18 protein-coding genes and 1 tRNA gene are annotated in these 23,206 nt (G+C 45.5%); 13 read left to right on the forward strand and 6 right to left on the reverse strand.

The features are described 5' to 3' along the window. Positions 1-61 precede the first annotated feature (61 nt). Positions 62-652 (reverse strand): hypothetical protein, encoded by a 591-nt coding sequence (locus tag HRQ91_RS04305; protein ID WP_210116769.1) that lies wholly within the window; start codon positions 650-652, stop codon positions 62-64. 231 nt (positions 653-883) lie between these two features. Between HRQ91_RS04305 and HRQ91_RS04310 the strand changes: the two genes are divergently transcribed. The 6 genes from HRQ91_RS04310 (at position 884) to fliJ (ending at position 7,475) form a co-directional block, all read left to right on the forward strand. Then, the gene (locus HRQ91_RS04310) at positions 884-1,762 is read left to right on the forward strand and encodes a LysR family transcriptional regulator (protein WP_210120424.1); all 879 of its coding nucleotides are present in this window, start codon (positions 884-886) and stop codon (positions 1,760-1,762) included. Positions 1,763-1,846: 84 nt separating this feature from the next. Continuing rightward, on the forward strand, positions 1,847-3,553 hold the full coding sequence (gene fliF / locus HRQ91_RS04315) for a flagellar basal-body MS-ring/collar protein FliF (protein ID WP_338064313.1): 1,707 nt from the start codon (positions 1,847-1,849) through the stop codon (positions 3,551-3,553). A 4-nt stretch (positions 3,554-3,557) separates the two neighbouring features. Continuing rightward, a complete protein-coding gene (fliG, locus tag HRQ91_RS04320; protein WP_210120425.1) occupies positions 3,558-4,619 on the forward strand; it encodes a flagellar motor switch protein FliG in 1,062 nt (353 codons plus the stop codon). 26 nt (positions 4,620-4,645) lie between these two features. Then, the gene (fliH, locus tag HRQ91_RS04325; RefSeq protein ID WP_210120426.1) at positions 4,646-5,578 is read left to right on the forward strand and encodes a flagellar assembly protein FliH; all 933 of its coding nucleotides are present in this window, start codon (positions 4,646-4,648) and stop codon (positions 5,576-5,578) included. A gap of 41 nt (positions 5,579-5,619) precedes the next feature. After that, positions 5,620-7,047, forward strand: coding sequence for a FliI/YscN family ATPase (locus tag HRQ91_RS04330; protein ID WP_210120427.1), 1,428 nt, complete (start codon positions 5,620-5,622; stop codon positions 7,045-7,047). Continuing rightward, on the forward strand, positions 7,044-7,475 hold the full coding sequence (fliJ, locus tag HRQ91_RS04335) for a flagellar export protein FliJ (RefSeq protein WP_210120428.1): 432 nt from the start codon (positions 7,044-7,046) through the stop codon (positions 7,473-7,475). The genes HRQ91_RS04330 and fliJ overlap by 4 nt, the downstream gene beginning before the upstream one ends. A 63-nt stretch (positions 7,476-7,538) precedes the next feature. Here fliJ and HRQ91_RS04340 read toward each other — a convergent pair whose 3' ends face one another. The 3 genes from HRQ91_RS04340 to HRQ91_RS04350 form a co-directional block, all read right to left on the reverse strand. Continuing rightward, a complete protein-coding gene (locus HRQ91_RS04340) occupies positions 7,539-9,191 on the reverse strand; it encodes a nucleoside kinase (protein WP_210120732.1) in 1,653 nt (550 codons plus the stop codon). Next, positions 9,191-10,066, reverse strand: a complete 876-nt coding sequence (locus tag HRQ91_RS04345; protein ID WP_210116763.1) for an NAD(P)-dependent oxidoreductase — start codon at positions 10,064-10,066, stop codon at positions 9,191-9,193. The genes HRQ91_RS04340 and HRQ91_RS04345 overlap by 1 nt, the downstream gene beginning before the upstream one ends. 83 nt (positions 10,067-10,149) lie before the next feature. After that, a tRNA-Val gene (locus HRQ91_RS04350) sits at positions 10,150-10,221 on the reverse strand. A gap of 236 nt (positions 10,222-10,457) precedes the next feature. Between HRQ91_RS04350 and HRQ91_RS04355 the strand changes: the two genes are divergently transcribed. Together HRQ91_RS04355 and HRQ91_RS04360 are read left to right on the forward strand one after the other, a co-directional pair. After that, positions 10,458-10,871, forward strand: a complete 414-nt coding sequence (locus tag HRQ91_RS04355) for a Fur family transcriptional regulator (RefSeq protein ID WP_210120429.1) — start codon at positions 10,458-10,460, stop codon at positions 10,869-10,871. A gap of 127 nt (positions 10,872-10,998) precedes the next feature. Then, a complete protein-coding gene (locus tag HRQ91_RS04360) occupies positions 10,999-12,027 on the forward strand; it encodes a metal ABC transporter substrate-binding protein (RefSeq protein ID WP_210120430.1) in 1,029 nt (342 codons plus the stop codon). A 144-nt stretch (positions 12,028-12,171) separates the two neighbouring features. Here the strand turns inward: HRQ91_RS04360 and HRQ91_RS11745 are convergent, their stop codons facing one another. Then, positions 12,172-12,393 carry a hypothetical protein gene (locus HRQ91_RS11745; RefSeq protein WP_246473242.1) on the reverse strand — a complete coding sequence of 74 codons (222 nt, stop codon included), beginning with the start codon at positions 12,391-12,393 and terminating at the stop codon, positions 12,172-12,174. Then, the gene (locus HRQ91_RS04365) at positions 12,390-13,361 is read right to left on the reverse strand and encodes an integrase catalytic domain-containing protein (RefSeq protein WP_246473243.1); all 972 of its coding nucleotides are present in this window, start codon (positions 13,359-13,361) and stop codon (positions 12,390-12,392) included. The genes HRQ91_RS11745 and HRQ91_RS04365 overlap by 4 nt, the downstream gene beginning before the upstream one ends. A gap of 152 nt (positions 13,362-13,513) precedes the next feature. Between HRQ91_RS04365 and uvrA the strand changes: the two genes are divergently transcribed. From uvrA to ybeY, 5 genes are all read left to right on the forward strand, one after another. After that, positions 13,514-16,456 (forward strand): excinuclease ABC subunit UvrA, encoded by a 2,943-nt coding sequence (gene uvrA, locus HRQ91_RS04370; protein ID WP_246473282.1) that lies wholly within the window; start codon positions 13,514-13,516, stop codon positions 16,454-16,456. 9 nt (positions 16,457-16,465) lie between these two features. Next, complete coding sequence (locus HRQ91_RS04375; protein WP_210120432.1) at positions 16,466-19,840, forward strand: LPS-assembly protein LptD; 3,375 nt, start codon at positions 16,466-16,468, stop codon at positions 19,838-19,840. A gap of 224 nt (positions 19,841-20,064) precedes the next feature. Then, complete coding sequence (locus HRQ91_RS04380; RefSeq protein WP_210120433.1) at positions 20,065-21,012, forward strand: PhoH family protein; 948 nt, start codon at positions 20,065-20,067, stop codon at positions 21,010-21,012. Then, complete coding sequence (locus HRQ91_RS04385; RefSeq protein WP_210120434.1) at positions 20,984-22,720, forward strand: HD family phosphohydrolase; 1,737 nt, start codon at positions 20,984-20,986, stop codon at positions 22,718-22,720. Before HRQ91_RS04380 ends, HRQ91_RS04385 begins: the two co-directional genes overlap by 29 nt. Then, entirely contained in the window at positions 22,713-23,198 is a 486-nt protein-coding gene (gene ybeY, locus HRQ91_RS04390; RefSeq protein WP_210120435.1) for an rRNA maturation RNase YbeY, read from the forward strand. Before HRQ91_RS04385 ends, ybeY begins: the two co-directional genes overlap by 8 nt. Positions 23,199-23,206 lie beyond the last annotated feature (8 nt).

Below are 23,206 nucleotides of genomic sequence, written 5' to 3' on the forward strand. Positions count from 1 at the left end.
ACTTATGAGAAACAAGGGGAAGCGCTGATTAAATGCGCTCCTCGCTTTAATCAGCACTTCCTTAACTCTCCATACCGACAGCCTGTTTCATGGCGCTCAGGTAATTGATGTTCGGATAATCCTGCACCCCGAGTTCACGAACGACCTTCATGACCAGTTTCGGATCAATGTGCTCAACGCAGATCGTCCTGTTTGGAACGCCGTTGAACTTCGTCTCTGCAATCTCAACAGTGGTTCCCTCGATATCATAGATGGACCTTTCCTTGTACACATCAACAATTTCGAGATCCTTGGTCTTTGCAACCAGCTCATCAAGGTACTGCTCATAGGTGTACTCGTCTCTCTCAAACTTCGGGACTTCAACCTTGAAATAGTTCTTGAACAGATCTGTTATGTTCTCCTTTGAAAGCGGGAAGGTGAGCTTTGCGGTCGGGTACCACTGCTCAAGTTTGTCTGCGTTGACCTGTCTGAGTGACTTGATGTCCATCAGATCATCACGTATCTTGCAGTTCTCGTTGCTGTTTTTTGAGAGTATGTACTTCTCTGAACTCTTCTTGAATGTCGCTAACTCATGGGCCTTGATTTTGGCCTCTCCCTCACCGAATTCCTTTCCGAATGTTCTCCATTCCCAACGTGGAATAATCTCTCCCATATGTATCCCCCAAAATATTTTTGATTTCCTGATGGAATCCCCATCAATTGAAATTCTTACACATAAAAATGAGAAGGTCAAATTTTTATGTACTTAGTATAAGAAAATGTTATATATTGGGAGTGAAGATGTTATTATTATGATACATATTTATTTTTTAAATGATGAAACGTCTTATTGCAAACGTTTTTGCATGTTTTTTTGATATGGATTTGATATGGATGGTTGTCTATGACGTTACATAATATAAAGGTTTTCTGTGCCGTATATGAAGAAGGAAGCATGTCACGTGCCGCCGTGAGGCTGAACATGACTCAGCCCGGTGTCAGCAAGGTTGTCTCCGATATGGAGAGGTACTATGAGAATGTCTTCTTTGTGCGCCGCAACAAGCGGCTTTATCTCACAGATGCCGGCAAGCAGCTCTACAAGGACTCAAAGACGGTTCTGCAGGCTTTCTCCCGCCTGGAGAACAATGCCGCACACAGCCAGAAGACCCGCTCCATAGTGCTTGGCTGCACCTCTGGAATAGGTTTTTCGATGATGACGGATGTCCTTCTGAAGTTCAGGCGAAAGTACCCGGACTGCAAGCTGTATCTAAGAGACAGTTCATCCAGACGGATTCGGGAGATGGTCCTCTCCGGAACCTGCGATGTCGCGATGGTACAACATTCCGATACAGATCCCAGACTGCACCAGGAGCCGTTCTGCCGCAATGAGCTTGTGGCTGTCTGCAGTCCACTGTATAGGCTGCGGAGCGACAAGAAGATTCTCTCCCTTGAGGATATCGTCAATGAGGATCTGATCCTTCTTGAGAAGGACAGGGCGACAAGGATACTTATAGACAACCTTGCAATGGAACACAACTATGTGCTCAATCCTATATGGACAAGTTCCTCGCCTTCCAACGTAAAAGAACTTGCGGCGAAGGGGGAGGGTGTTGCCATTCTCTTTGAGATCCAGGTGAGAAACGAGCTTCAAAGCGGGAAGCTTGTGAGGATTCCGATAGACGTCAGCATCACAAGCAACTTCTTTATACTCCACAGAAGCGACATCTGGCTATCCGAAGAGCAGCAGTACCTCATCTCACTTTGCAGGGAATACGCTCCATAAGTGAAAATAAATTACTTTCTCTTTTCACTTTTTTATTATTATGATATAATTATTCATAAAATGTTTGTTCGTTCATAGGAGGGGATGATGAACGAATGGCTTAAAAAGTTCATCGCTTCTTTAAAAGGAGCGTGGGCTAAATGGACCATAATTCAAAAAGGAATATTATTCGGGATCGTCGCGGTCGCCGTCTTTGCTCTGATACTTCTGCTTAATATTTCTTCAAAACCGACTACAGTCCGTCTTTTCGGCACTCCGATCACCGATGAAAATGCGCGAAACGCTATTATCTTCAGACTTGATCAGGAAAACGTCGAGACTTGGGTGGATGCCGCCGGATACATATCGGTCGCAAATGCGCAGACCGCATACAGAATGCGGGATCTTCTTCTTGCCGAAAATCTTGTTCCGTCAAATGTTAATCCTTATGCATTTTTTGATCAGACTAACTGGGCTACGACCGATTTTGACCGTGAAATCCAATGGCAACGCGCTACCACGCAGTTGGTCAAACAACACCTTGAAGCTTTGTCCGACGTCACCTACGCGGACGTTAATATCGTAAAACCCGAGAGGACGCTGTTCGCTTCGGAGCAGAATCCCGTTACGGCCAGCGTTATTTTAAAAGTCGTGCCGGGCAGCGATCTTCTTACCAGCCGCCGCAGAATTCTCGGCGTTCAAAATCTGCTTTTAAAAGCGGTCGAAGGACTTACCGCCGAAAACGTGACTATCGCGGACGGCGACGGAAACATCCTTAACGATTTCGGAAGCATGGCCGACAGCGATCGGGTAGACATAGTCGCAAAAGAGCAAAAGCTCATCCAAAAACTTGAAACCGAATACAGGGCGAAGGTTCTGCGCGCGCTTCAAACTACATTGACCGAAGACCGTGTCCGCGACTTGAACATAAAGATCGACATGGATATGTCCAAGCGTTCGTCGCAGTCCACCGAGTACAAACCCATAACTATCAGAGCTGATAATCCCGATACCGTTTACGACGATTCCGAATTGCGTGACACCTTCCCGATCTCTTCTCAGACCGTAACTAAGGAATGGCAGGGCACAGGCTATAATCCCGAAGGGCCTGCGGGAACCGAAGGGCAAACTCCGCCCGTTTATTCGGACATGTCCAACGTCATAGGCCGATCTACGGAAACTGCGGTAACTCAGAACAATGTGATTAACACTACGACTACACAGGAAGAGCGAAGCCCTACGATCGATCGTATAACTGTTTCCGTAAACATCGACGGAACGTGGACAAAAAAATATGATAAAAACCACAATCTCGTAATTAACGACGGACGAATAGACCGCGAATATACGCCCGTCTCGCATGAAGATCTGGAAAAATTGGCCGACTATGTCCGCAATTCCATAGGCTATGACAGAGCGCGTGGTTATGCGGTTACGGTTACGAATATTCAGTTTGACCGCACGTCTCAATTTGCCGCCGAAGATGAAGCATATTTCAGAGCTATGCAGACAAGGATGACCGTTTTGATGATTCTCGGCGGCTTGGCCTTGATACTGCTCCTGTTCATAATTGTCAGATTTATCGCCCGGGAATTGGAGCGGCGCAAGAGACTGCGCGAAGAAGAGCTTTTGCGGCGGCAGCAGTCCGCCCGCGAACAGGCTCTTTGGGACGCAAAAGAGGAAGGCATGGAAGTTTCCATGTCCGTCGAAGAACGCCGCCGCGCAGAGCTGCAGGAAAACGCGATTGCAATGGCAAAAGAACATCCCGAAGACGTCGCAATGCTTGTGCGCACTTGGTTGATGGAGGAATAAGATCATGGCAGAAGCTACAACACCCGCAAAAACAGGAACTTCATCAAAGAAAAATTCAAAGGACTATAAAAGTCTCACCGGCCGTCAAAAGGCTGCGATATTTCTCGTTTCTTTGGGAAGCGACGTCTCTTCGGACATAATGAAACATCTGCGCGAAGACGAAGTCGAAACCCTCACTTTTGAAATCGCAAGGCTTGAAAAGGTCGACGCGGATTTTAAAGATGCGGTTCTCGAAGAATTCCAGGAACTCATGAGCGCGCAGAATTTTATCACGACCGGCGGTATAGATTATGCGCGTGAACTGCTTGAAAAATCATTGGGAAGCCAAAAGGCTATAGACATTATAAACAGGCTCACAAGTTCTCTGCAGGTGCGGCCGTTTGACTTTATCCGCCGCACGGATCCGGCTCACCTGCTTAACTTTATTCAGCAGGAATATCCGCAGACCATCGCTCTTATTTTGGCGTATTTGGAACCCAATAAGGCTGCAGTTATCCTTCAGAATCTGCCGGAAGAGATACAGGCCGAAGTTTCAAAGCGTCTTGCGACTATGGACCGTACTTCGCCCGACGTTTTGCGCGAAGTAGAACGCGTTCTTGAAAAAAAGCTTTCCACACTGTCAAGCGAAGATTATACCGCAGCCGGCGGAGTCGAAAGCATTGTAGAAATTCTTAACCTTGTCGACCGTTCTTCCGAAAAGTCCATCATCGAGTCTCTCGAAGAGGACGATCCCGATTTGGCTGAAGAGATCAAAAAGCGCATGTTCGTTTTCGAAGACATCGTCATGCTCGACGATCGCGCAATTCAGAAAGTACTGCGCGAAGTCGATACGCAAGAGCTGTCAAAGGCGCTCAAAGCCGTCGACACGGAAGTTCAAGACAAAATTTTCAGAAATATGTCGAAGCGCGCCGCAAGTATGCTTAAAGAAGATATGGAATTCATGGGACCGGTACGGTTGAAAGACGTCGAAGAATCCCAGCAAAAGATCGTATCGACTATCAGGCGCCTTGAAGATTCAGGCGAAATCGTTATTGCACGCTCGGGAGAAGACGAGCTTGTTACATGACGGCAAATTTGTGCTTGAGGTAAAAGATGGCAAAGACAGTATTCAGACCGAATGAAATAAAAAAACGTCCCGGCGAAGTCATGTTAAAACTTGTGCACTCTTACGAACCTAAGGTCGAAGAAGTGGTTGAAGAAGCTCCCGTGTACGAAGGTCCTACCGTCGAAGATCTTAAACGCGAAGCCGACGAATACCGCGCCCGCTGGGAAGATGAAAAAAAGCTCATGCTGGAAAAAGCGCAGGCCGAAGCGGCGGAAATAGTTTCTAAGGCAAAGGACGATGCGTTCAGCGAAGTAAAAAAACAATCCGATCAGGCGCAGGTGATAAAGACCGATGCCCAAAATAATGCTGCGCAGATAATAAAGGAAGCGCAAGAGCAGGCTTTAAAGATAATCGACGAAGCTCATGCCGAACAGGAAAAAATAAAGCAGCAGTCGTCGAAAGAAGGGTACGAAAAGGGACATGAGGACGGCTACGTATACGGAAAGGCGGAAGCGGATCGGCTTGTAGAGCGCATGCATACTATTTTAACTGCGGTGATGCAGCGCCGTGAAGAAATATTGCAGGAAACCGAACAGCAGATCGTAGAACTTGTGATCCTCATGGCCAGAAAAGTTATAAAAGTGCTTTCGGAAAATCAAAAGAGCATAATCATGAACAACGTTTTGCTCGCTCTTAAAAAAGTCAAGGGGCGCGGCGACGTTATTCTCCGCGTAAATTTGGAAGACGTAAAGATGACGGCCGAACACACGCGAGATTTTATAGAGCGCGTTGAAAATATAAAAAACATAAGCGTTATCGAAGATTCTTCGGTAGAAAGAGGCGGCTGTATAGTGGAAACAGATTTCGGCGCTATCGACGCACGCATTTCAAGCCAGCTGAAAGAACTTGAAGATAAGATCCTTGAAGTGGCGCCCATAAAGACAATCACAAAGTCGGATATAATTAATCCTGATGCGTAAATTCTGCGGATCGTTTTTCCGGGGAATTTTAGGGGTGAAAGATGAGATCGTCATACACGGCTGAATTTGATTTTGCAAAATATTTAAATGAGATAAAAAGAGCGGAAACCATTTTATACGTGGGACACGTTTCCGCCGTAAACGGACTCGAAATTGAAAGCATAGGGCCGCGTTCTGTTATAGGTGAAATGTGTACTATCCGTATTCCGAGCACTAAGACCGAACTCATGGCCGAAGTTGTAGGACTTTCGGACACGACGGTTAAACTTACGGCTTTCGGAGACACAAAGGGAATTGAAGTGGGATGCGAAGTGGTCGCTTCAGGTAACGTTCTTCAAGTAGGCGTAGGGCCTAAGCTCTTAGGGCGCGTTATCGACGCTACCGGTAAGCCGTGCGACGGACTGGGCGACGTCGCTCCTGAAAAATTTTATCCTGCGGTAGCTTCTCCTCCCGATCCTATGACGCGAAAGGCTGTGGAAAGACGAATTTCTACGGGCGTCCGGGCGATAGATTCCCTTCTTGCCGTGGGTAAAGGGCAGCGAATGGGGATTTTTGCGGGATCGGGAGTGGGAAAGTCCACCCTAATAAGCATGATTGCTCGGAACACCGACGCCGATATAAATGTCATAGCCTTGATAGGCGAGCGCGGACGCGAAGTTTTGGATTTTATCAAGCGCGATCTGGGCAAGGAAGGGCTTAAGCGTTCGGTAGTCATAGTTGCGACGAGCGACCAGCCTTCAATATGCCGGCTCCGCGCAGCATACGTCGCTACGGCGGTAGCCGAATACTTTCGCGATCAGGGAAACGACGTAATGTTTATGTTTGATTCGGTCACGCGCTTTGCGCAGTCTCAGCGCGAAATCGGCCTTGCAAACGGCGAACCGCCTGCGCAGCGCGGCTATCCTCCCAGCGTCTTTGACATGATACCCAAACTCCTTGAGCGCACCGGCACGAACGACAAGGGATCCATTACGGCTTTTTATACCGTCCTTGTGGACGGGGACGATATGAACGAACCGATCACCGACAAGGTAAGAGGAACTATTGACGGACACATCGTTTTAAGCCGCGCGCTGGCGCAAAAATACCATTTTCCCGCTATCGACGTTTTGCAGAGCATAAGCCGTCTTTCGCGCAGAGTTTCCGGACTGCAGACACGAAAAGCTTGCGGTGTCATAAGGGAGCTTATGGCGTCTTACGCCACGAACGAAACCCTTATAACCACAGGAAATTATCAAAAAGGAAATTCCGCATTTATCGACAGGGCGATTGAAAAACACGACGCTATTGAAAATTTTTTAAAGCAGGAAGAATTTGAAAAGTGTACGATGGAAGAAACTTTGACGCGGCTTTCCGAACTTTCCGAAATCGAAATTCCGGAAGAAGAATTCAAAGACGACGCGGGAATGATGATAAGATCCGTCGCACAGATTGCGGACGAGGCCGCCGCAGCCGCCGCTGAAGAATGAAAAAATTTGATTTTCCGCTTGAAAAAATTCTTAAACTTAGGCGCTTTCAGCAGGAGCAGGCTGAAATAGAGCTTGGAAAAGCTCTGCAGGAAGAGCAGGCTATTCAAAACAAACTCGATTCTATTGCGCGACAGCACGCGGCGGCTGCGGCGAATATCAAAGGGTCTTTAGACTTTGAAGTTATAAGTTCCGCTCAGCAGTTTTTTCGTTTGCTTGAAATTCAAAAAGAAGCTCTGCTGAACGATTTGGCTGAGGCCAAACTTGTAAGCGAGCAAAAACGCCGCGTCCTTCAGGAAAAAATGAAAAAGACGGCTTCTCTTGAAAAACTCGGGGAAGAAGAATATGAAAAATACAGACGGGAATCGTTTCGTGAAGAAGAAGCCGTCGTCGACGATATAATAAATTCCCACTTCGGCAGAAAAAACTGAAAACCGCTGCAAAGCTCCTGTGCGGATTGCATTATTCTGCACGGACTCGCGCGGCTGTCCCTGCTAATAGTGAAATGCGCTTCCTCCAATGAATTCGCGTATTATCGAGCGGTCGGGCACGTCTGTCGGCGGAATAGGCGAAAAATTGCTCAAAAAACCTAAAAGCCTTGACGCTTCCGAGTATTCCTTTTGATGCGGTTTTACCGCGCGCAGCAACGGTTCTGCAAATATTTTTAGAACGGAAAGTTCGTAATCCAGCGCCGTGTTAAGCATTGCGTCCGCATTCCCTTGGAACGGAAAGATATGAAGTTTTTCGCCCCTTTGCACGTTGTCCCACATGAATATCGTCTCTGCGGCGCTTTTCCCCCTAAATTGCGCGTCTCTGACTATGCGCCGTATCAGGCGGTTGTCGCTCGTCGAAATGCGGTTGTGGTCGTCAAGATTTAACTGAGTGAGAGCCGAAAGGTAGATCTTGAATTTGAGGTCTGGGTTTATAAGGGGAGTGAGTTTATCGTTCAGACCGTGAATGCCTTCAATGATGAGAACGTCGTTGTCTGAGATCTGCATCTTTGTTCCGTCATAGAAGCGTTTGCCGGCGGTAAAGTCATACATGGGCATGTTGACTTCTCTACCTGAAAACAGATCATTTAGAAGTCCGTTCAAAAGAGGAATATCCAAGGCCTCAAGGCATTCGTAATCGTAGTTTCCATCTTTATCTTTCGGATTTTTATCGCGCCCAACATAAAAACTGTCAAGGCTTATAAGCTGGGGATGATAGCCTATGGCCTGCAGCTGTAAAGCGAGCTTTTTTGAAGTTGTGGTTTTGCCCGAACTTGAAGGCCCCGCTATGAGTATAACCTTAACATGAGACCTCTCATGTATTTGATCTGCAATGTCTGCGATGCATTTAGTCTGGAACGTTTCGTTTATGTTTATAAAATCGTTTATTTTACGGTTTTTTATAAGCTCGTTAAGAGAAGCTGCCGACGTAACGCCGATTTGTTTTCCCCATTCTTTATAGCGTTTATAGATCGAAAAAAGCGTAGGAATATCGCGGAAAGAAGGAATTTCCTGAGGTTTCCCCGTCGTTGGAAAGCGGAGCAGAAAACCTTCGCCGTAGGGCATCAGGTCGAAATATTTTAAAAACCCGGTAGAAAAGACGAGCGGGCCAAAAAACATATCGGAAAAATCACCCAGAGTATTCATTCTGACGTATGGAGGGCTTATGCAGTCGAGCTGTTTGCAAGTTTCGGTGAGTTTCAGTTTTGTAAAAAGCTCTACGGCGTCGTGATAAGATACGGTTGTGGTTTCGATTTTGCGGTCTTTGCCGACGATATTCGCCATTTCCTTTTTCAGACCGTCTATTTCTTCCTGCCGGATGCGGCGGCCCGTGTCCAGGGTATAGTAATAGCCGTATCCAAGGCTGTGTCCTACGAGTAAGTGCGACTGCGGAAAAAGATTGTGGGCCGCCGCCGCAAGCAAAAAGCACAGGGATCGCCTGTAGACGGCCGCTCCGTACTTGCTGTTGGCATATATGGGTTCAACACAGGCGTTGTATAAAATCGGTTGCCCCAGAGAAAAAATTTCGTTGTTGACGGCGACGGCTAAAATAGGCTGCGCCGTTTTTTCAAAATCATTAAGAAATTCAAAAGCCGTCGTTCCTCTCGGAAGCTGTAATTCCTTTCCCGACGGAAAAGTTATTTTTATCTTATTCATCATTTTTCGTAGTGCTTTATGAGTGCCTGAGTTCCGAGGTCTCCGTTGCCTTCTTTTTCAAGTTTTTTATAATTTGAGAGCACACAGCTTAGGACGTCGAGATGCAGTCCACTTTTTTCGGCTTCCTCCAGTGCGAGCGACATATCTTTTACGAAGTGCTTTAAAAAAAAGCTGGGAGTAAAATCTTTGTTTATGATCTTTTCACCTAAAAAATCGAGCTGTTTGCTTCCCGCCGCTCCTGATGATATGGACTTTAGAAGGACATTTGCGTCAAGTCCCTTTGCCTGTGCGTAAGACAGAGCTTCGCATACGCCCGACAGATTGCCGGCTATCATGATTTGGTTTGCCATTTTTGCATGCTGACCGCATCCGGCCCTGCCTTGATAATTTATATTCGTTCCCATGGCTTTAAACAGGGGCATGCATGTTTCAAAATCTTTTTTATCTCCTCCAACGAGGATCGAAAGCGTTCCGTTTTTAGCTCCCGTTTCTCCGCCTGTAACCGGCGCATCGAGCACGTGCAAGCCTTTTTTGCTTCCCGCATTGTATAATTTTTCTGCTAGGGTAGGACTTGTGGTTGTCATGTCGATAAGATATGCACCTTTTTCCGCGCTGTCCATAATGTTGCCCGGCGAAAAATATACTTCTTCAACGTCTTTGGGGAATCCTACGATAGTGATGACGGCTTCGCAGCTTTTTACGCAGTCCGCTATGGTAGCATGAAACGACGCTCCTTCTTTGATAAGATCCGACACCTTTTCTTTGGAGCGCGCGTATATGCGCATTTCAAATCCCGCTTTCATAAGATTTCTTATCATGGATCTTCCCATAATACCTGCGCCGATAAATCCTATTTTTTTCATATTTACCTCCATGAATTTTACGGAAAAATCATTGCGATATTTGCCGATGAAAACTCAAACTGTGCGCAAGGCAGCTTAGGCACGGGACAACAAAATAGAGCGTACTGGATTTGAACCAGTGACTTCTACCGTGTGAAGGTAGCACTCTACCACTGAGTTAACGCTCCGAAAGTATATATTCTAGTATTGCAAAATAGTCGTATTTTGTCAATTTAGTGAAACGGATTATCGGCGCAGATTTGCACGAAACCTGCGACAAGTTGCCGCTCGTAACACCTGTAACAGTTGATAAGTTATGTTAAACATCGACCTGACCGTCCCGTGTGCGGACAGCAGTTCTGCGCTCGGATTTCAGCCCTGCGCGGTGTTGTTTATAAGTGAATTGCCGTATATACTTATTTTTATGAGAGCGGACGGATATCAGACAAAGGGCAAGATAAGGATTCTTTCATTTTTGGAGTCAAAAAAAGATACGGCTGTTTCCGTTCAAGATATCGCTTCTTATCTTAACAAACACGGCGAAGATACATGTATCACTACGATCTATCGGCGGCTTGAAAAATTGATCAACGAGCGAAAGGTCATAAGGCACACGGCGGAAGACGGAAAAAAGAGCCTGTTTCAATACATTGCGGACGATACCGGCTGTCTTCATCATCTTCATGTTCAATGCACTTCATGTCTGAAAATAATACATCTTGACTGCGACGATTCCGAAGAATTTATCCGCCATCTTTCTTCCAAACACGGAATCGCGCTCGATTGCAAAAAAACCGTTTTATACGGTCTTTGTGAAGAGTGCGGTAAAAAAATATGAGCCGTTAAAAAATCACCGAAATTTTTCAATATGAATTGACACAAATTTTTTTTTGTAGTATAAAATGCAAGTCGTTTGCATATTAAAAATGCAAATAGTTTGCAAATTATATTTTGAGGTGATTATAATGAAAAAGAAATTACTTTTATCGCTCGTTTGTTTCAGTTTGATTTTTGCCGGAACCTTTTGTTTCGCGGCTGAAGTAAAGAATCCCGCTTTTACTAAGGCTGGGAAGATCAAAGTTGTTACTACAATATTTCCCATATACGATTGGGTAAAAAATATTGCAGGAGAAAATGTTGATCTTACTTATCTGCTTGAAGGCGGCGTCGACCTGCACAGCTGGCAGCCTTCGGCGCAAGATATGGTAAAAATCACTACGTCCGACGTATTTATTTATGTGGGCGGGGAATCGGACGCTTGGGCGGAAAACGCTCTTAAAAATGCGATGAACAAAGACCTTATTGCCGTTAACCTTATGGACATGCTGGCCGATAAGGTGCGGACGGAAGAAATTGTAGAAGGAATGCAGGCGGCCGAACACGATCATGATCATGATGATGATCACGAACACGATATTGCCGATGATTCGGAACATGATCACGATGATGAAGAAGAAGAATATGACGAACATGTGTGGCTTTCTTTAAAAAATGCGGCGGCCGTGTGCGACGGACTTTCCGAGATATTTTGCAGCCTTTTGCCGTCAAAAGCCGATACGATCCGCAGCAGCGCCGGCGCTTACATAAAAAAACTTTCGGATTTGGACAAAGAATATGAGCGGACTATTAAAAACTCAAAGAAAAAAGTCATTTTAGTTGCGGATCGTTTTCCGTTTCGTTACCTTGTGGACGATTATGATCTTGATTATTATGCGGCTTTCGTAGGATGTTCGGCAGAAACTGAAGCAAGCTTTAAGACCGTCGCGTTTCTTTCAGGCAAGTCCGACGAATTGGGTTTGAACGTGATCCTTGTTATGGAAAAATCCGACAAAAAAATTGCCGATACGGTCATTAAAAACAGCAGGAAAAAAGATAAAAAGATAATGACGCTGGATTCAATGCAGTCGGTTACGGCAAAACAGGTGGCCGACGGCGCGTCGTATTATGAGATTATGAAAGAAAATCTTGCCGTGCTTAAAAAAGCTTTGAATTAGTTTGAACTTACACGCGGCGCACAAGGCGAGATTTCGCCAGCGCGCCGCGTGTGGTAATGGCGGATTCAATGCGAGTCCCGTATTTCCTCAAATAAAAATCTAACCCAAAGGATTTAGGTTCCTCAAGTAAAAATCTAACCGTAGCTATTTTGACCAAGGGACAGCCATAGAGATAAGCGTACTTTGGAGCTGTTGTGTTTTCTCAAGCAACAGTTGCAAATCCAAGTTGACCATTCTCCGTCTCAGTTCCTCTTTTTCAGCAGGGCTCAGTTCCTTGCTTTCCATAAGCCTTCGGTAAGGAGTCTTAGCAGTATCATATTTTTTTATAACCTTTGCGTCTATTCGTGCCTTAGCGATAATCTTCATCGAGGGGAAAAAAAGTTGACGAGCTTGTTATAGTATTCATACAGCTCTGCCATGACTTCTCGAGTTTCTTCTCCTTCAAAGCGGTAATAGCCGACAATTCTTCGTACCACACTGTCATTTTTCTGCTCGACAAAGCAATTGTCATTCTTTTTGTATTCTCTACCTCTGGTAAATACAACCTTATGCTCTTGGCACCATTGCAACAGCTGAGTATTTTTGAACTCACCTCCGTTATCACTGTCGATGCCTTTCATCTTAAACGGTAATTTTTCTTTTACATCAGCGACCGCTTCTTTTGTCCAGCGTTGGGCTTTGTTCAACAGAGCCCTGTTTTCCGTCCATCCTGAATGCACGTCGGTGAGTGTGAGCGTACAAACATACTGACCTTCGCTCCTCATACCACAATGAGCGACCGTGTCGGCTTCAAAAAAACCCGGTTTTTTCTCGTCCCAATTGAAATAGGTGCGTATGGGAATAAGCTTATTCAGATTTTTTGCAGGACGTGTGGTTGAAATACCGCAGATTGAATGTTTTGGGATTTCCGGCTTGAGAATCCTTGCGACCGTTGCGCTTGATATGGCGCTTAGTTTAAGCTTGAGTTGTTCATCATAGCCTGCCTTTTGAGCAAAGTAGTCGATGTTGTCGCGGATGAACGGAACAAGGCGTTTTGCACACAGATACATCGATAAAATCCACAGGCGAATAACTTCCTGTTGTACGTTTTGACAGTAGTATTTTTCATAGCGCCGCTTTTTGCGTACTTTCGTAATGACCTGCACGCTCTTTTTTTCAACGTTGTTAAAGTGTGTTATTTTTATGTACGCCGTGTTTTTCAAAATGTGGATGGCATACTTTCGGTTGTAGCCGGTGGTTGCAATGAACTCATCGATGATTTTCGTCTTGTGCTTTTTGCTTGCCGTACAGTAGCGTTTTGCCGTTTCTTCGGTTAATTTCTGTTTCGTTTTCATGTCTAACCCCATTTTGCCCTTCCTTCGGGCTTCTATTGTGACTCAGATTTGGGTTAGATTTTTACGTGATTCACCGCTTTTTTTTCGGTTAGATTTTACGTGAGGCAATGCGAGTCCTTGAGAAAGCGTTTGAATTTTACTATACTTATGTAATGAATGTTTTTCCTGTGCAGGGCAAAAAGATCGTTATTAAGGGCGCCCGCGAACACAATCTTAAAAATATAGATATAGAAATTCCTCGCAATAAATTGGTAGTGGTTTCGGGGTTGTCGGGTTCCGGAAAAAGCTCCCTTGCCTTTGACACGCTTTTTGCCGAAGGACAGCGGCGCTATATGGAAAGTCTTTCTTCTTACGCTAGGCAGTTTTTGGGACGTATGGATAAACCCGACGTAGATTTGATAGAAGGTCTTTCACCGGCCATATCGATAGAGCAAAAAAGCACTAATAACAATCCGCGCTCGACAGTGGGAACGGTTACTGAAATTTATGATTATTACAGACTGCTCTATGCCCGTATAGGGGTCGCCCACTGTCCGAATTGCGGCCGCGTCATTCAAGAGCAATCCGTCGATCAGATAATAAATACCGTGATGAGCTGGGAAGAGGGAACGAAACTTCAAATTCTTGCGCCTGTCGTGCGCGGAAAAAAGGGAGAACATCAAAAAATTCTTGACGACGCGCGCGCCGCAGGGTTCGTGCGCGCCAGAATTGACGGAGTGCTTGCCGATCTTACCGAATCGATAAAACTCGATAAGCAAAAAAAACATACCGTCGAGCTTGTTATCGACCGCATCGTTTTAAAAGCCGATGTGAGAAAAAGACTTGCGGATTCTATTGAAACGGCTCTTAAAAGCGCTAACGGCATCATAACGGTTTCCCGCCGAGTGAATAAGGAAGATGCGGCTTTCGCGGAAGTTATGAAGGCCGTCGCCGCAAGCGGTTCCGCCGTAGATTTGAGCAAGGATTACCTTGAGCAGGAAGTGTTTTTCAGCCAAAAAAACGCCTGTCCCGACTGCGGTATTTCGATTCCGGAACTTCAGCCGCGTCTTTTTTCATTTAACAATCCTTTCGGCGCCTGTCCCGAATGCACAGGACTCGGCGAAAAAATGGAATTTGATCTGGACCTTATGATTCCCGACAAGCATAAATCTTATAATGAGCACGGAATACTTCCTTATAATCCTTCTTCAGTATGGAATACGTGCAGGTTTAAGGCTGTGGCGGACGCTTACGGATTTTCGCTTGATACTCCTTTTAACGAGCTCACTGAAAAACAAAAAAACATGATAGTAAACGGTTCCGACAAACCGCTGCACTGGGTATACTACAAGCAAAGCGGTACGGGACAATCCGAATACAATCAGCCTTGGCCCGGAATTTTTGTCGACATGAAAAGGCGTTATATTGAAGCGTGGGGCGACGCGATGAAAGAGAGCCTTGAAAAATTTATGGCGCACCGCATATGTTCTTCGTGTTCGGGAAACAGACTTCGCCCTGAAGCCTTAGCCGTTACCGTAGGTGGAAAAAATATCATAGAGTTAAGCGCTCTTTCCGTTCTTGAAACGATTGATTTTTTTGAGAATATTGAACTTACCGAAACCGAAAACCGTATTGCCGCGCAGGTTTTAAAAGAGATCCGCTCAAGGCTTTCATTTTTAAAAAACGTCGGGCTCGATTATCTTACCCTTGACCGTTCGGCCGGAACTCTTTCAGGAGGCGAAGCGCAGCGGATCAGGCTTGCCACCCAGATAGGTTCCGCTCTTACGGGAGTTATGTACATTCTTGACGAACCTTCGATCGGCCTTCACCAGCGCGACAATCAGCGCCTCATAGACACTCTTACCTATCTTCGAGATCTCGGGAATTCCGTGATTGTCGTAGAACACGATGAGCAAACTCTTCGCACCGCCGATTGGATCGTAGATATAGGTCCGGGAGCGGGCATACACGGAGGAAGAGTAGTTGCGTCGGGAACGCCGGAACAAGTTGAAGGAGTACATGAGAGTTTTACCGGTCAGTTTTTATCGGGAAAACTCAGTATGGATATTCCTTCACAGCGGCGGCAGGGTAACGGCCATATGCTCGTATTAAAAAACGCGTGTGAGCACAACCTTAAAAACGTAGACCTTTCGATACCGCTGGGAACTTTTACCTGCATAACCGGCGTTTCGGGTTCCGGAAAATCTACGCTGCTTTCCGACGTATTATATCCGGCTGTGAGCAATAAACTCATGCGCACAAAATATTCTGTGGGCCGTTACGATGAAATTTCCGGACTTGAACATATAGATAAGGTCATAAATATTGACCAAAGTCCTATCGGCCGCTCTCCGCGTTCAAATCCCGCAACTTACGTAGGCGTGTTTAACGGCATACGCGATCTTTTTTCATCGCTGCCCGAAGCGAAGGCCAGAGGATATTTGCCCGGCAGGTTCAGCTTTAACGTAAAAGGCGGACGCTGCGAGCACTGTCAGGGAAACGGCACTATAACCATCGAAATGAATTTTTTGCCTGATGTTTATATAACGTGCGACGTGTGTCACGGTAAAAGGTTTAACAAAGAGACGTTGGAAGTTACATATAAGGGTAAGAATATTGCGGACGTTCTGGATATGACGATTGAAGAAGCCTGCGATTTTTTTCCTCAGATTCCGCATATAGCCCGCAAACTTGAGACTCTCAGATCGGTAGGCTTGGGATACATTCAGCTGGGGCAGTCGGCTCTCACTCTTTCCGGCGGAGAAGCACAGCGCGTAAAACTTGCAAACGAGCTTGCGCGCGTTTCAACCGGCAAGACCTTGTACATCCTTGACGAACCTACGACGGGACTTCACTTTGCCGACGTAAAACAGCTCATGACGGTTATTCAAAGGCTTGCGGATCAGGGCAATACGGTCGTTATGATCGAACATAACCTTGACGTCATATGTCAGGCTGACCGCATCATTGACCTTGGTCCCGAAGGAGGTTTTAGAGGAGGGCGGATAATAGCTGAAGGAACGCCGGAGCAGGTAGCTATGGTTGAAGGATCGTACACGGGGTTTTACATTAAGCAGATGTTTGAAAATAAATGTAAGATGAAAATAAAACAATAGATAATATCTATGAAAAAATTGCCGTTCGGAATACGCTTTTTATATCTCTGCCTTTTTATCATCTTAGGAAAAGCCGTATTTGCGGATGAAAACGCTTTTTCCGATGCTAAAGATAATGCCCGCACGCATGAGCCTGAAGCTGCGGAATCTCTTAAAAAAAAAGACGACGTTACCGTAATTACCATTAAAAGAGCGGACAGAACCGGCAACAAAAAAAATGAAATTGACGGTACCGATATCATAGCGCTTGAAGGCGGCGTCGTCGTTTCTGTAGAAAAAGACGGAACCGTTACCACCATAAGCGCAGACACGATCAACTATAACCGTGCAAAAGATATGCTCTATGCGGAAGGCGCCGTAAAACTTTTGCAGACGGGTAAAGACGCAGATAATGAGACCGTCACCGCAAATTCCCTTCTTTTTAATACGGCGACCCTCGAAGGAATTTTTGACGAGGGGCGCATAGTGCAGGCAGAGACGGATTCTCTTAATATTCCGTCGGGTTCCACATTGATAGTGGCTTCGGATATCTTCGGGCGAGATGATTCGGGAACCGTAACTTTTAAAAACGGCGCCCTCACTTTTTGCGACGAAGATCCGCCGCACTGGAAAATAAAGGCGTCGCGCATATGGCTTTTACCCGGCGGGGAATTTGCCTTTTTTAACGCTCTTTTGTATGTGGGGCAAGTGCCCGTTTTTTACCTGCCGGCTTTTTGGTATCCTAAAGACGAGCTTGTCTTTAATCCCGTTTTCGGCTTCAGACAGAGGGAAGGATATTTTTTCCAGACGACGACATATATATTGGGACGCAAGCCTTTAAGCGCCTACGATGTTTCGGATCAATATTCCGACGATGACGATGAAAGCGACGAAAGCTATTACAGTTTTGTAAAACCGTCAAAGCTTAAAGAGCAGGAACGGCAGGGACTCATGCTGCATAATCTTGACGGCGATTTTAAAGGAGATACGGTAAATTATGTAAAAATCATGGCGGATTGGTATGCCTCGTTGGGTTATATGATCGGGATAGACGGAACTGTAAAACCCAAAAACGAATACGTTTCGAATTTAAAATTTAACGCCGAATTGGGTTTCAGCAATACCGTCTTTCAAAAAAACGGGGTCTACAGCCCTTACGAGCCTTCGTCGGAAAAAATTTACAGCGATTCTTCCAATTTTTTAGGAATCGAGCTTCCCTACAGATACAAGGCCGATCTGAAACTCAACGTAGATAAACCCCTGTCGATTAAGCTTTCGATGCCGTTATATTCCGATCCTTATTTTACAAGCGATTTTGACGACCGCATGGAAACTATGGATTGGATAGACTATCTGATTTCAAATCCCAGCCTTGCGTCCCAAAAAGACGATAAAAAAAAGGCTGAAATGACTTCGTTTTCATGGAATCTTTCAGGGACGTATAATATTCCCGTTCCTAAGTCTATAAAACCGTACGTTTCTTCGATTTCCGTATCGGATTTTTCATCCTCGGTTCTTTTTTCGAGTCTGAATAATTCCGTCGTAGCTTCTTCGTCAAATCCCGCTCAATGGAAGGTTTATACGCCCGAAAGAAAGTTTTTTTATCCGTCACAGATAAATCCGTTTAAAATAAGCGGAAAAATAGCCGGCACATTGCTTTCGTTCGGATCAAGCGCTTCAAATGCGTCGGGCGGCAGATCTTCTTCAAAAAATAATGAGGTTTCGGATAAAGATCTTCCTCTTATCGCCCCCGAAGAACTTGCGGACCCCGCCTTGCAGAACGGTGTTAGGCAGAACTCCGAAGATTCTGAAACGTCTTCGGCCGAATCTTTTAAAGAAGACGCCGCACAACCGCAGCTGCCGCCGACAACTCAGCCGGATTTAGCCCTGCCTGAAAGCGCTTTGCCGAAGATAGCGTTTAGTCCGCCGGCTGTAAAAAATACGGAACTGATTTCGTATTCGCTTTCGTATTTGATTTCCCCTTCATATGTATCGGAATTTTCGTATTCGTCTACGGGAATCGCCGGGCCTAGCGATTTCGACTGGAGCCGTACGAAATCTACCATGGTTTTGTTCAAATCGCCGATAAATTTGACTAGCAATTTCGGATATAAGGGAAATTTTTTAGGATTGACGGACACGTTTTTATTCGAACCGGTGTATCAATCTCACCCTTATATTTCTACGGATACTTCATACGGCGGCTATACGCAAAGCGGTGTGGATTCAATCCGCAAAACGGACTACGCGGCGCGAAAGCTCGACCTTACCAATACCAATGAAATTTCCGTCAGACCATTTTATTATACCGAGCATTTTAAAGAAACGGGAATAACGTGGAATACGACCGTAAAGATGGTACGCACAAAGTTTGTAGGCGACGCCGACAATCCCGAATGGGACTATATAACCGCCGACTTGTTCGACGAAGAATGCGTTACCGTACACACCTTGAATATGACGCTCGGAGCAAAACAGTTTGACGATTCATTCGGGCAAAAATTAGTGCTTTCGACGACCCTTCCTCCCCAGGTTGACAGATACTACGGAACATTGACGTTTACATTCCCTTATACGAGCCTTTCCTTTGAAACCGGCATAAAGCAGAAAAGCAAAACCGATACCGGCTGGAAAAAGGAACCGTTTAAAGAATCGTTGTCTTTAAATTTAGGAAGCGGGAATTTTAAATTTACGCAGTCTTATACTTATGAACTTGAAGAAAAATACAAAGATTCTCTGCGGTTGTCTTTTTCCGCCTACGATTTTCATGCGACGTACACGGCAAGTTATACTACCGGCTATGATTTCAATGAAACTTCCGGCTGGGTTGCCAGGAGCAAAAAGGAATTTTTGCCGTATTCGCTCAGTTTGTCTTACGTTCGTTCAAAAAAGACGTTCCGATATTGGAAGAACAGGATCAGCTGGGCTCCATCTCTTTCTTCAAGCCTTGTGTACGATTTTTTGCGCCCTACGAACAGTTATTTTAAATTTACTCCGGCGATCACATTTAAAATCAATGAATTTTTGGATATAGAATTTTCTTCCAGTTCCAGAAATGACGTCATATACCGCTATGTTCAGCAGTATTTGGGTCCCGAGGCAAAAATTTCGGGGGAAACAAACTGGCTTAAAGATGCGATAGATTCTTTCCGCTTTGACGACGAAAGCAAACGCAGGTCTTCGGGCTTTAAACTTGAAAATTTCAAGGTTTCCGTAAAGCACGATCTTCATGACTGGGATTTTGCTTCGTCATTTAAAATCGAACCTCGTCTTGTTACAAAGGCTTCGAGTGAAAAGTATTATGATTACAGACCGTATTTTACGATTTCCGTAGTATGGCGGCCTATGACCGGAATGAAAACTAAGATTGTCGACGAATACGGCGATTGGGAGCTCAATCCGTGACGCGGCGGCGCACGGCAGGGTGCTGCCGTGCGCCATATTCCCCGGTGCGGATCGCCGATACATACGCCGCCGCACCGCTTCCGCCGCTGAACACTGCCTTGACCAAACGCTGCCGTAAGATTAATATCTGGACATGGGGCTGTCTTAAAAGTCCGTTACTTTTTAGACTGTCCGTCGACTATTGCCCGTTTTGAATGATAATCTATTGGTAAGACAGAGGTTCAGTGGATTCTACATATACCATAGTAGTGCCTGACGCGGACGTCCTTGCGCGTGTATGCGGTACTAATGACAGCAACTTAAGACTTATTGAAGAGCATCTCGGCGTGCCTGTATTCACCCGTGGAAACGAACTCTCCGTCGAAAAGGATGATCCCGTCGTACAGCAAAAATTCAGATTTATTATAGACAGGATCATAGACGAGATCGGCGACGGCTCTGACGGAAGTGAAGATATGATCGCTTCGATCCTTCATGCGGGAACCCACGCCGCCTTTGAAACCAGTTCCATAACGGTTCCCGGCGGAATTCGAAAAGTGTATCCAAGGAGCGTAGGGCAAGCCGATTACGTGCAGGCTATGCGAAAGTATGACATGGTGTTTTGCACGGGTCCTGCAGGAAGCGGAAAGACCTTCCTTGCCGTTGCCGAAGCGCTCAGGCTTTTAATGTCGCATAAAAAATCGTCGATTATACTCACGCGCCCGATAGTAGAGGCGGGCGAAAACCTAGGGTTTTTGCCCGGAGATCTCGAACAAAAAATAAATCCGTATTTGCGCCCCCTATTTGATGCGATGACTTTTGTACTGCCGCGCGAAACCGTAAGACGGCTCACGGAGTCGGGCGTTATAGAGATGGCTCCGCTGGCTTATATGCGCGGACGCACTTTAAGCGACAGCGTCATAATACTTGACGAAGCTCAAAACGCTTCCTGCGCTCAAATGAAGATGTTCCTTACCCGTATGGGGGAAAATTCAAAGGTGTTTGTCACCGGCGACACAACCCAAACAGACCTTCCCGCCCGAACGCGATCCGGGCTCGTAAATGCGATAGAAATTCTTTCAGGAGTTTCCGACATAGCTAAAATTGAAATGAGCTGTGAAGATGTAGTTAGAAATCCGTTAGTCCAAAAAATAGTACAGGCGTATGAAAATGACAAAAAAGATGAAAGATAAGAATTCTTCTTCGGAAGATAAAAATTACTTGAACGACGCGGTCTTAGCTTTTTTTAAGCGCAACATTGCAAATATTATCCTGCTTTTATGTGCGTTTGCCGCGCTGTCCGTGATAAATTACTTTAATATTTCCACGACGGAAACGGTCGCCAGTTTTACGCTGAACGATTTTGAAATCGGGCAAATAGCCGACAGGACTATAATCGCCGCAAAGTCTCTCTCCCCCGATATTGAAAATCCGGTCGCGGTTGAAGAGGGCGAAAAAATCATCCGTAAAGGCTTTCCTATTTCAGCGGAAGCGTACGAAAAATTGAGAAAGATCGCGGAATCGCCCATATACATGGATTTCAGGGCGTTTGCAAACTATACGCTGTATTTGCTTTTGATAGCTATATTATGGTGTTTTTTATGCTCTTCTGAAATTTTGGGCATACGAGTGAATTTTAAAGAATCGCTCGTCGAAGTGATTTTTTTTGTGCTTGTGTTCGCCATTGCTTCGTTGGGGCGTAAGTCGCCCCTGTTTGCAAGCGATTATTCCATACTTATAATAATTCCGTGCGCCTTCGCGATTTTTTTAATAACGGTATTATTCAACCATATTTCGACGTATTTTTTTGTCTGTATGCTTTCGCTCGGAGTTTTATGCGCCACGGGTTTCAGGCTCATTCCAGCTCTATACACGCTTTGTTCGTCGATTTCCGCCGCCATAATCGTGCGAAGGATAACGCGCCGCATAGACATGGTGCTGGCTTCGATTTTGATTTCGGTGTTAAATGCGGTGTTTGTAATACTGTTAAAAGTTATCTTTAACGATAATTTTTCAGACGGAGTGCAGATATTCGCCGGCGTGGCTTTGAGCGGTTTTATTTCAGGCATACTCGCGCTGGGATTTCTTACTCCGCTCGAAATGCTCTTAAACACCGCTTCGGTATTCCGCCTAATGGACCTGAGCGACGTGAACAATCAACCGATAATGCGCCGCATGCTCCTTGTCGCAAGCGGAACCTACAGCCATTCCATGATGGTTTCTTCCCTAGCTGAAAACGCCGCTCACGCAATCGGAGCCAACGCGCTTCTCGCCAGAGTCGGCGCATACTATCACGACATAGGCAAGCTCGATCAGCCTGAATATTTTACCGAAAATCAGGGCTCTATGGAAAACAAGCACAATGAAATAAATCCTTCGCTTTCAGTTTCAATCATAAGAAGCCACGTAAAAAAAGGGGTCGAAAAAGCCAGGCAGATGCATTTGCCTCAGCCGATTATCGACATAATTGCGGAACATCACGGAAACAGCGTGATAGCGTATTTTTACAACGAGGCGAAAAAAAAGGATCCCAACGTATCTCCCGAAGATTTTTCTTATAACGGTACGCCGCCTTCCACTCGGGAATCCGCAGTTGTGATGCTTGCCGACACCGTAGAAGCCGCCTGCCGCACGCTTGAAAACCCGTCGGCTTCCAGAATAGATAAATTTGTAAAGCAGCTTATCGCGGCCAAGATTGAACATCATCAACTTGACAATTGTCCCATCACTTTCAGCGACATAGCCAAGATAAGAGAATCGTTTGTACAACTTCTGACGGCCTATCATCATACCCGCGTGGAATATCCGGATCAAAAAGACCCGGACGAAGCGGAAACCGCGCCTTCAAACGATGAAATTCCCGCCGAAAAGGACCAGGACGAGACTAAAAAAAATGGCTAATTGCGTTTTTATTTCATTTCAGGACGGGATGGAAGAGCCTTCATGGGCGGATAATGCAGAAAAATTTATTCTTACGGTTATGGAAAAACTTAACTATGACGGTAAAGCTGTTTCCGTTATGTTTTGCGGCGATGAAACGATGCGACGCCTTAACAGAGAATACCGGCACGTTGACAGTTCGACAGATGTCCTTTCTTTTGAAGACAATTCGCCGTATACTGATGAAGACGGCGTTGAATGGATAAATGCGGGAGATATTGCGATCAGTCTTGATATGCTTGTTAAAAATGCGCAATACTTTGACTGTACAGAAGACGAAGAATTGAAACGTCTTTTAGTACACGCTTTACTGCATTTGACGGGGATGGATCATGGCGACGAGCACATCGAAAAGGATCATAAGCCTTTTTGCGATATGCTCGTGTTGCAGGAAAAATTGCTTTTTGAGCTTCACGATGAGAAAATAATTACGGGATAGATTTTAGA

Source organism: Treponema parvum, assembly GCF_017893965.1.
GTDB lineage: Bacteria > Spirochaetota > Spirochaetia > Treponematales > Treponemataceae > Treponema_D > Treponema_D parvum.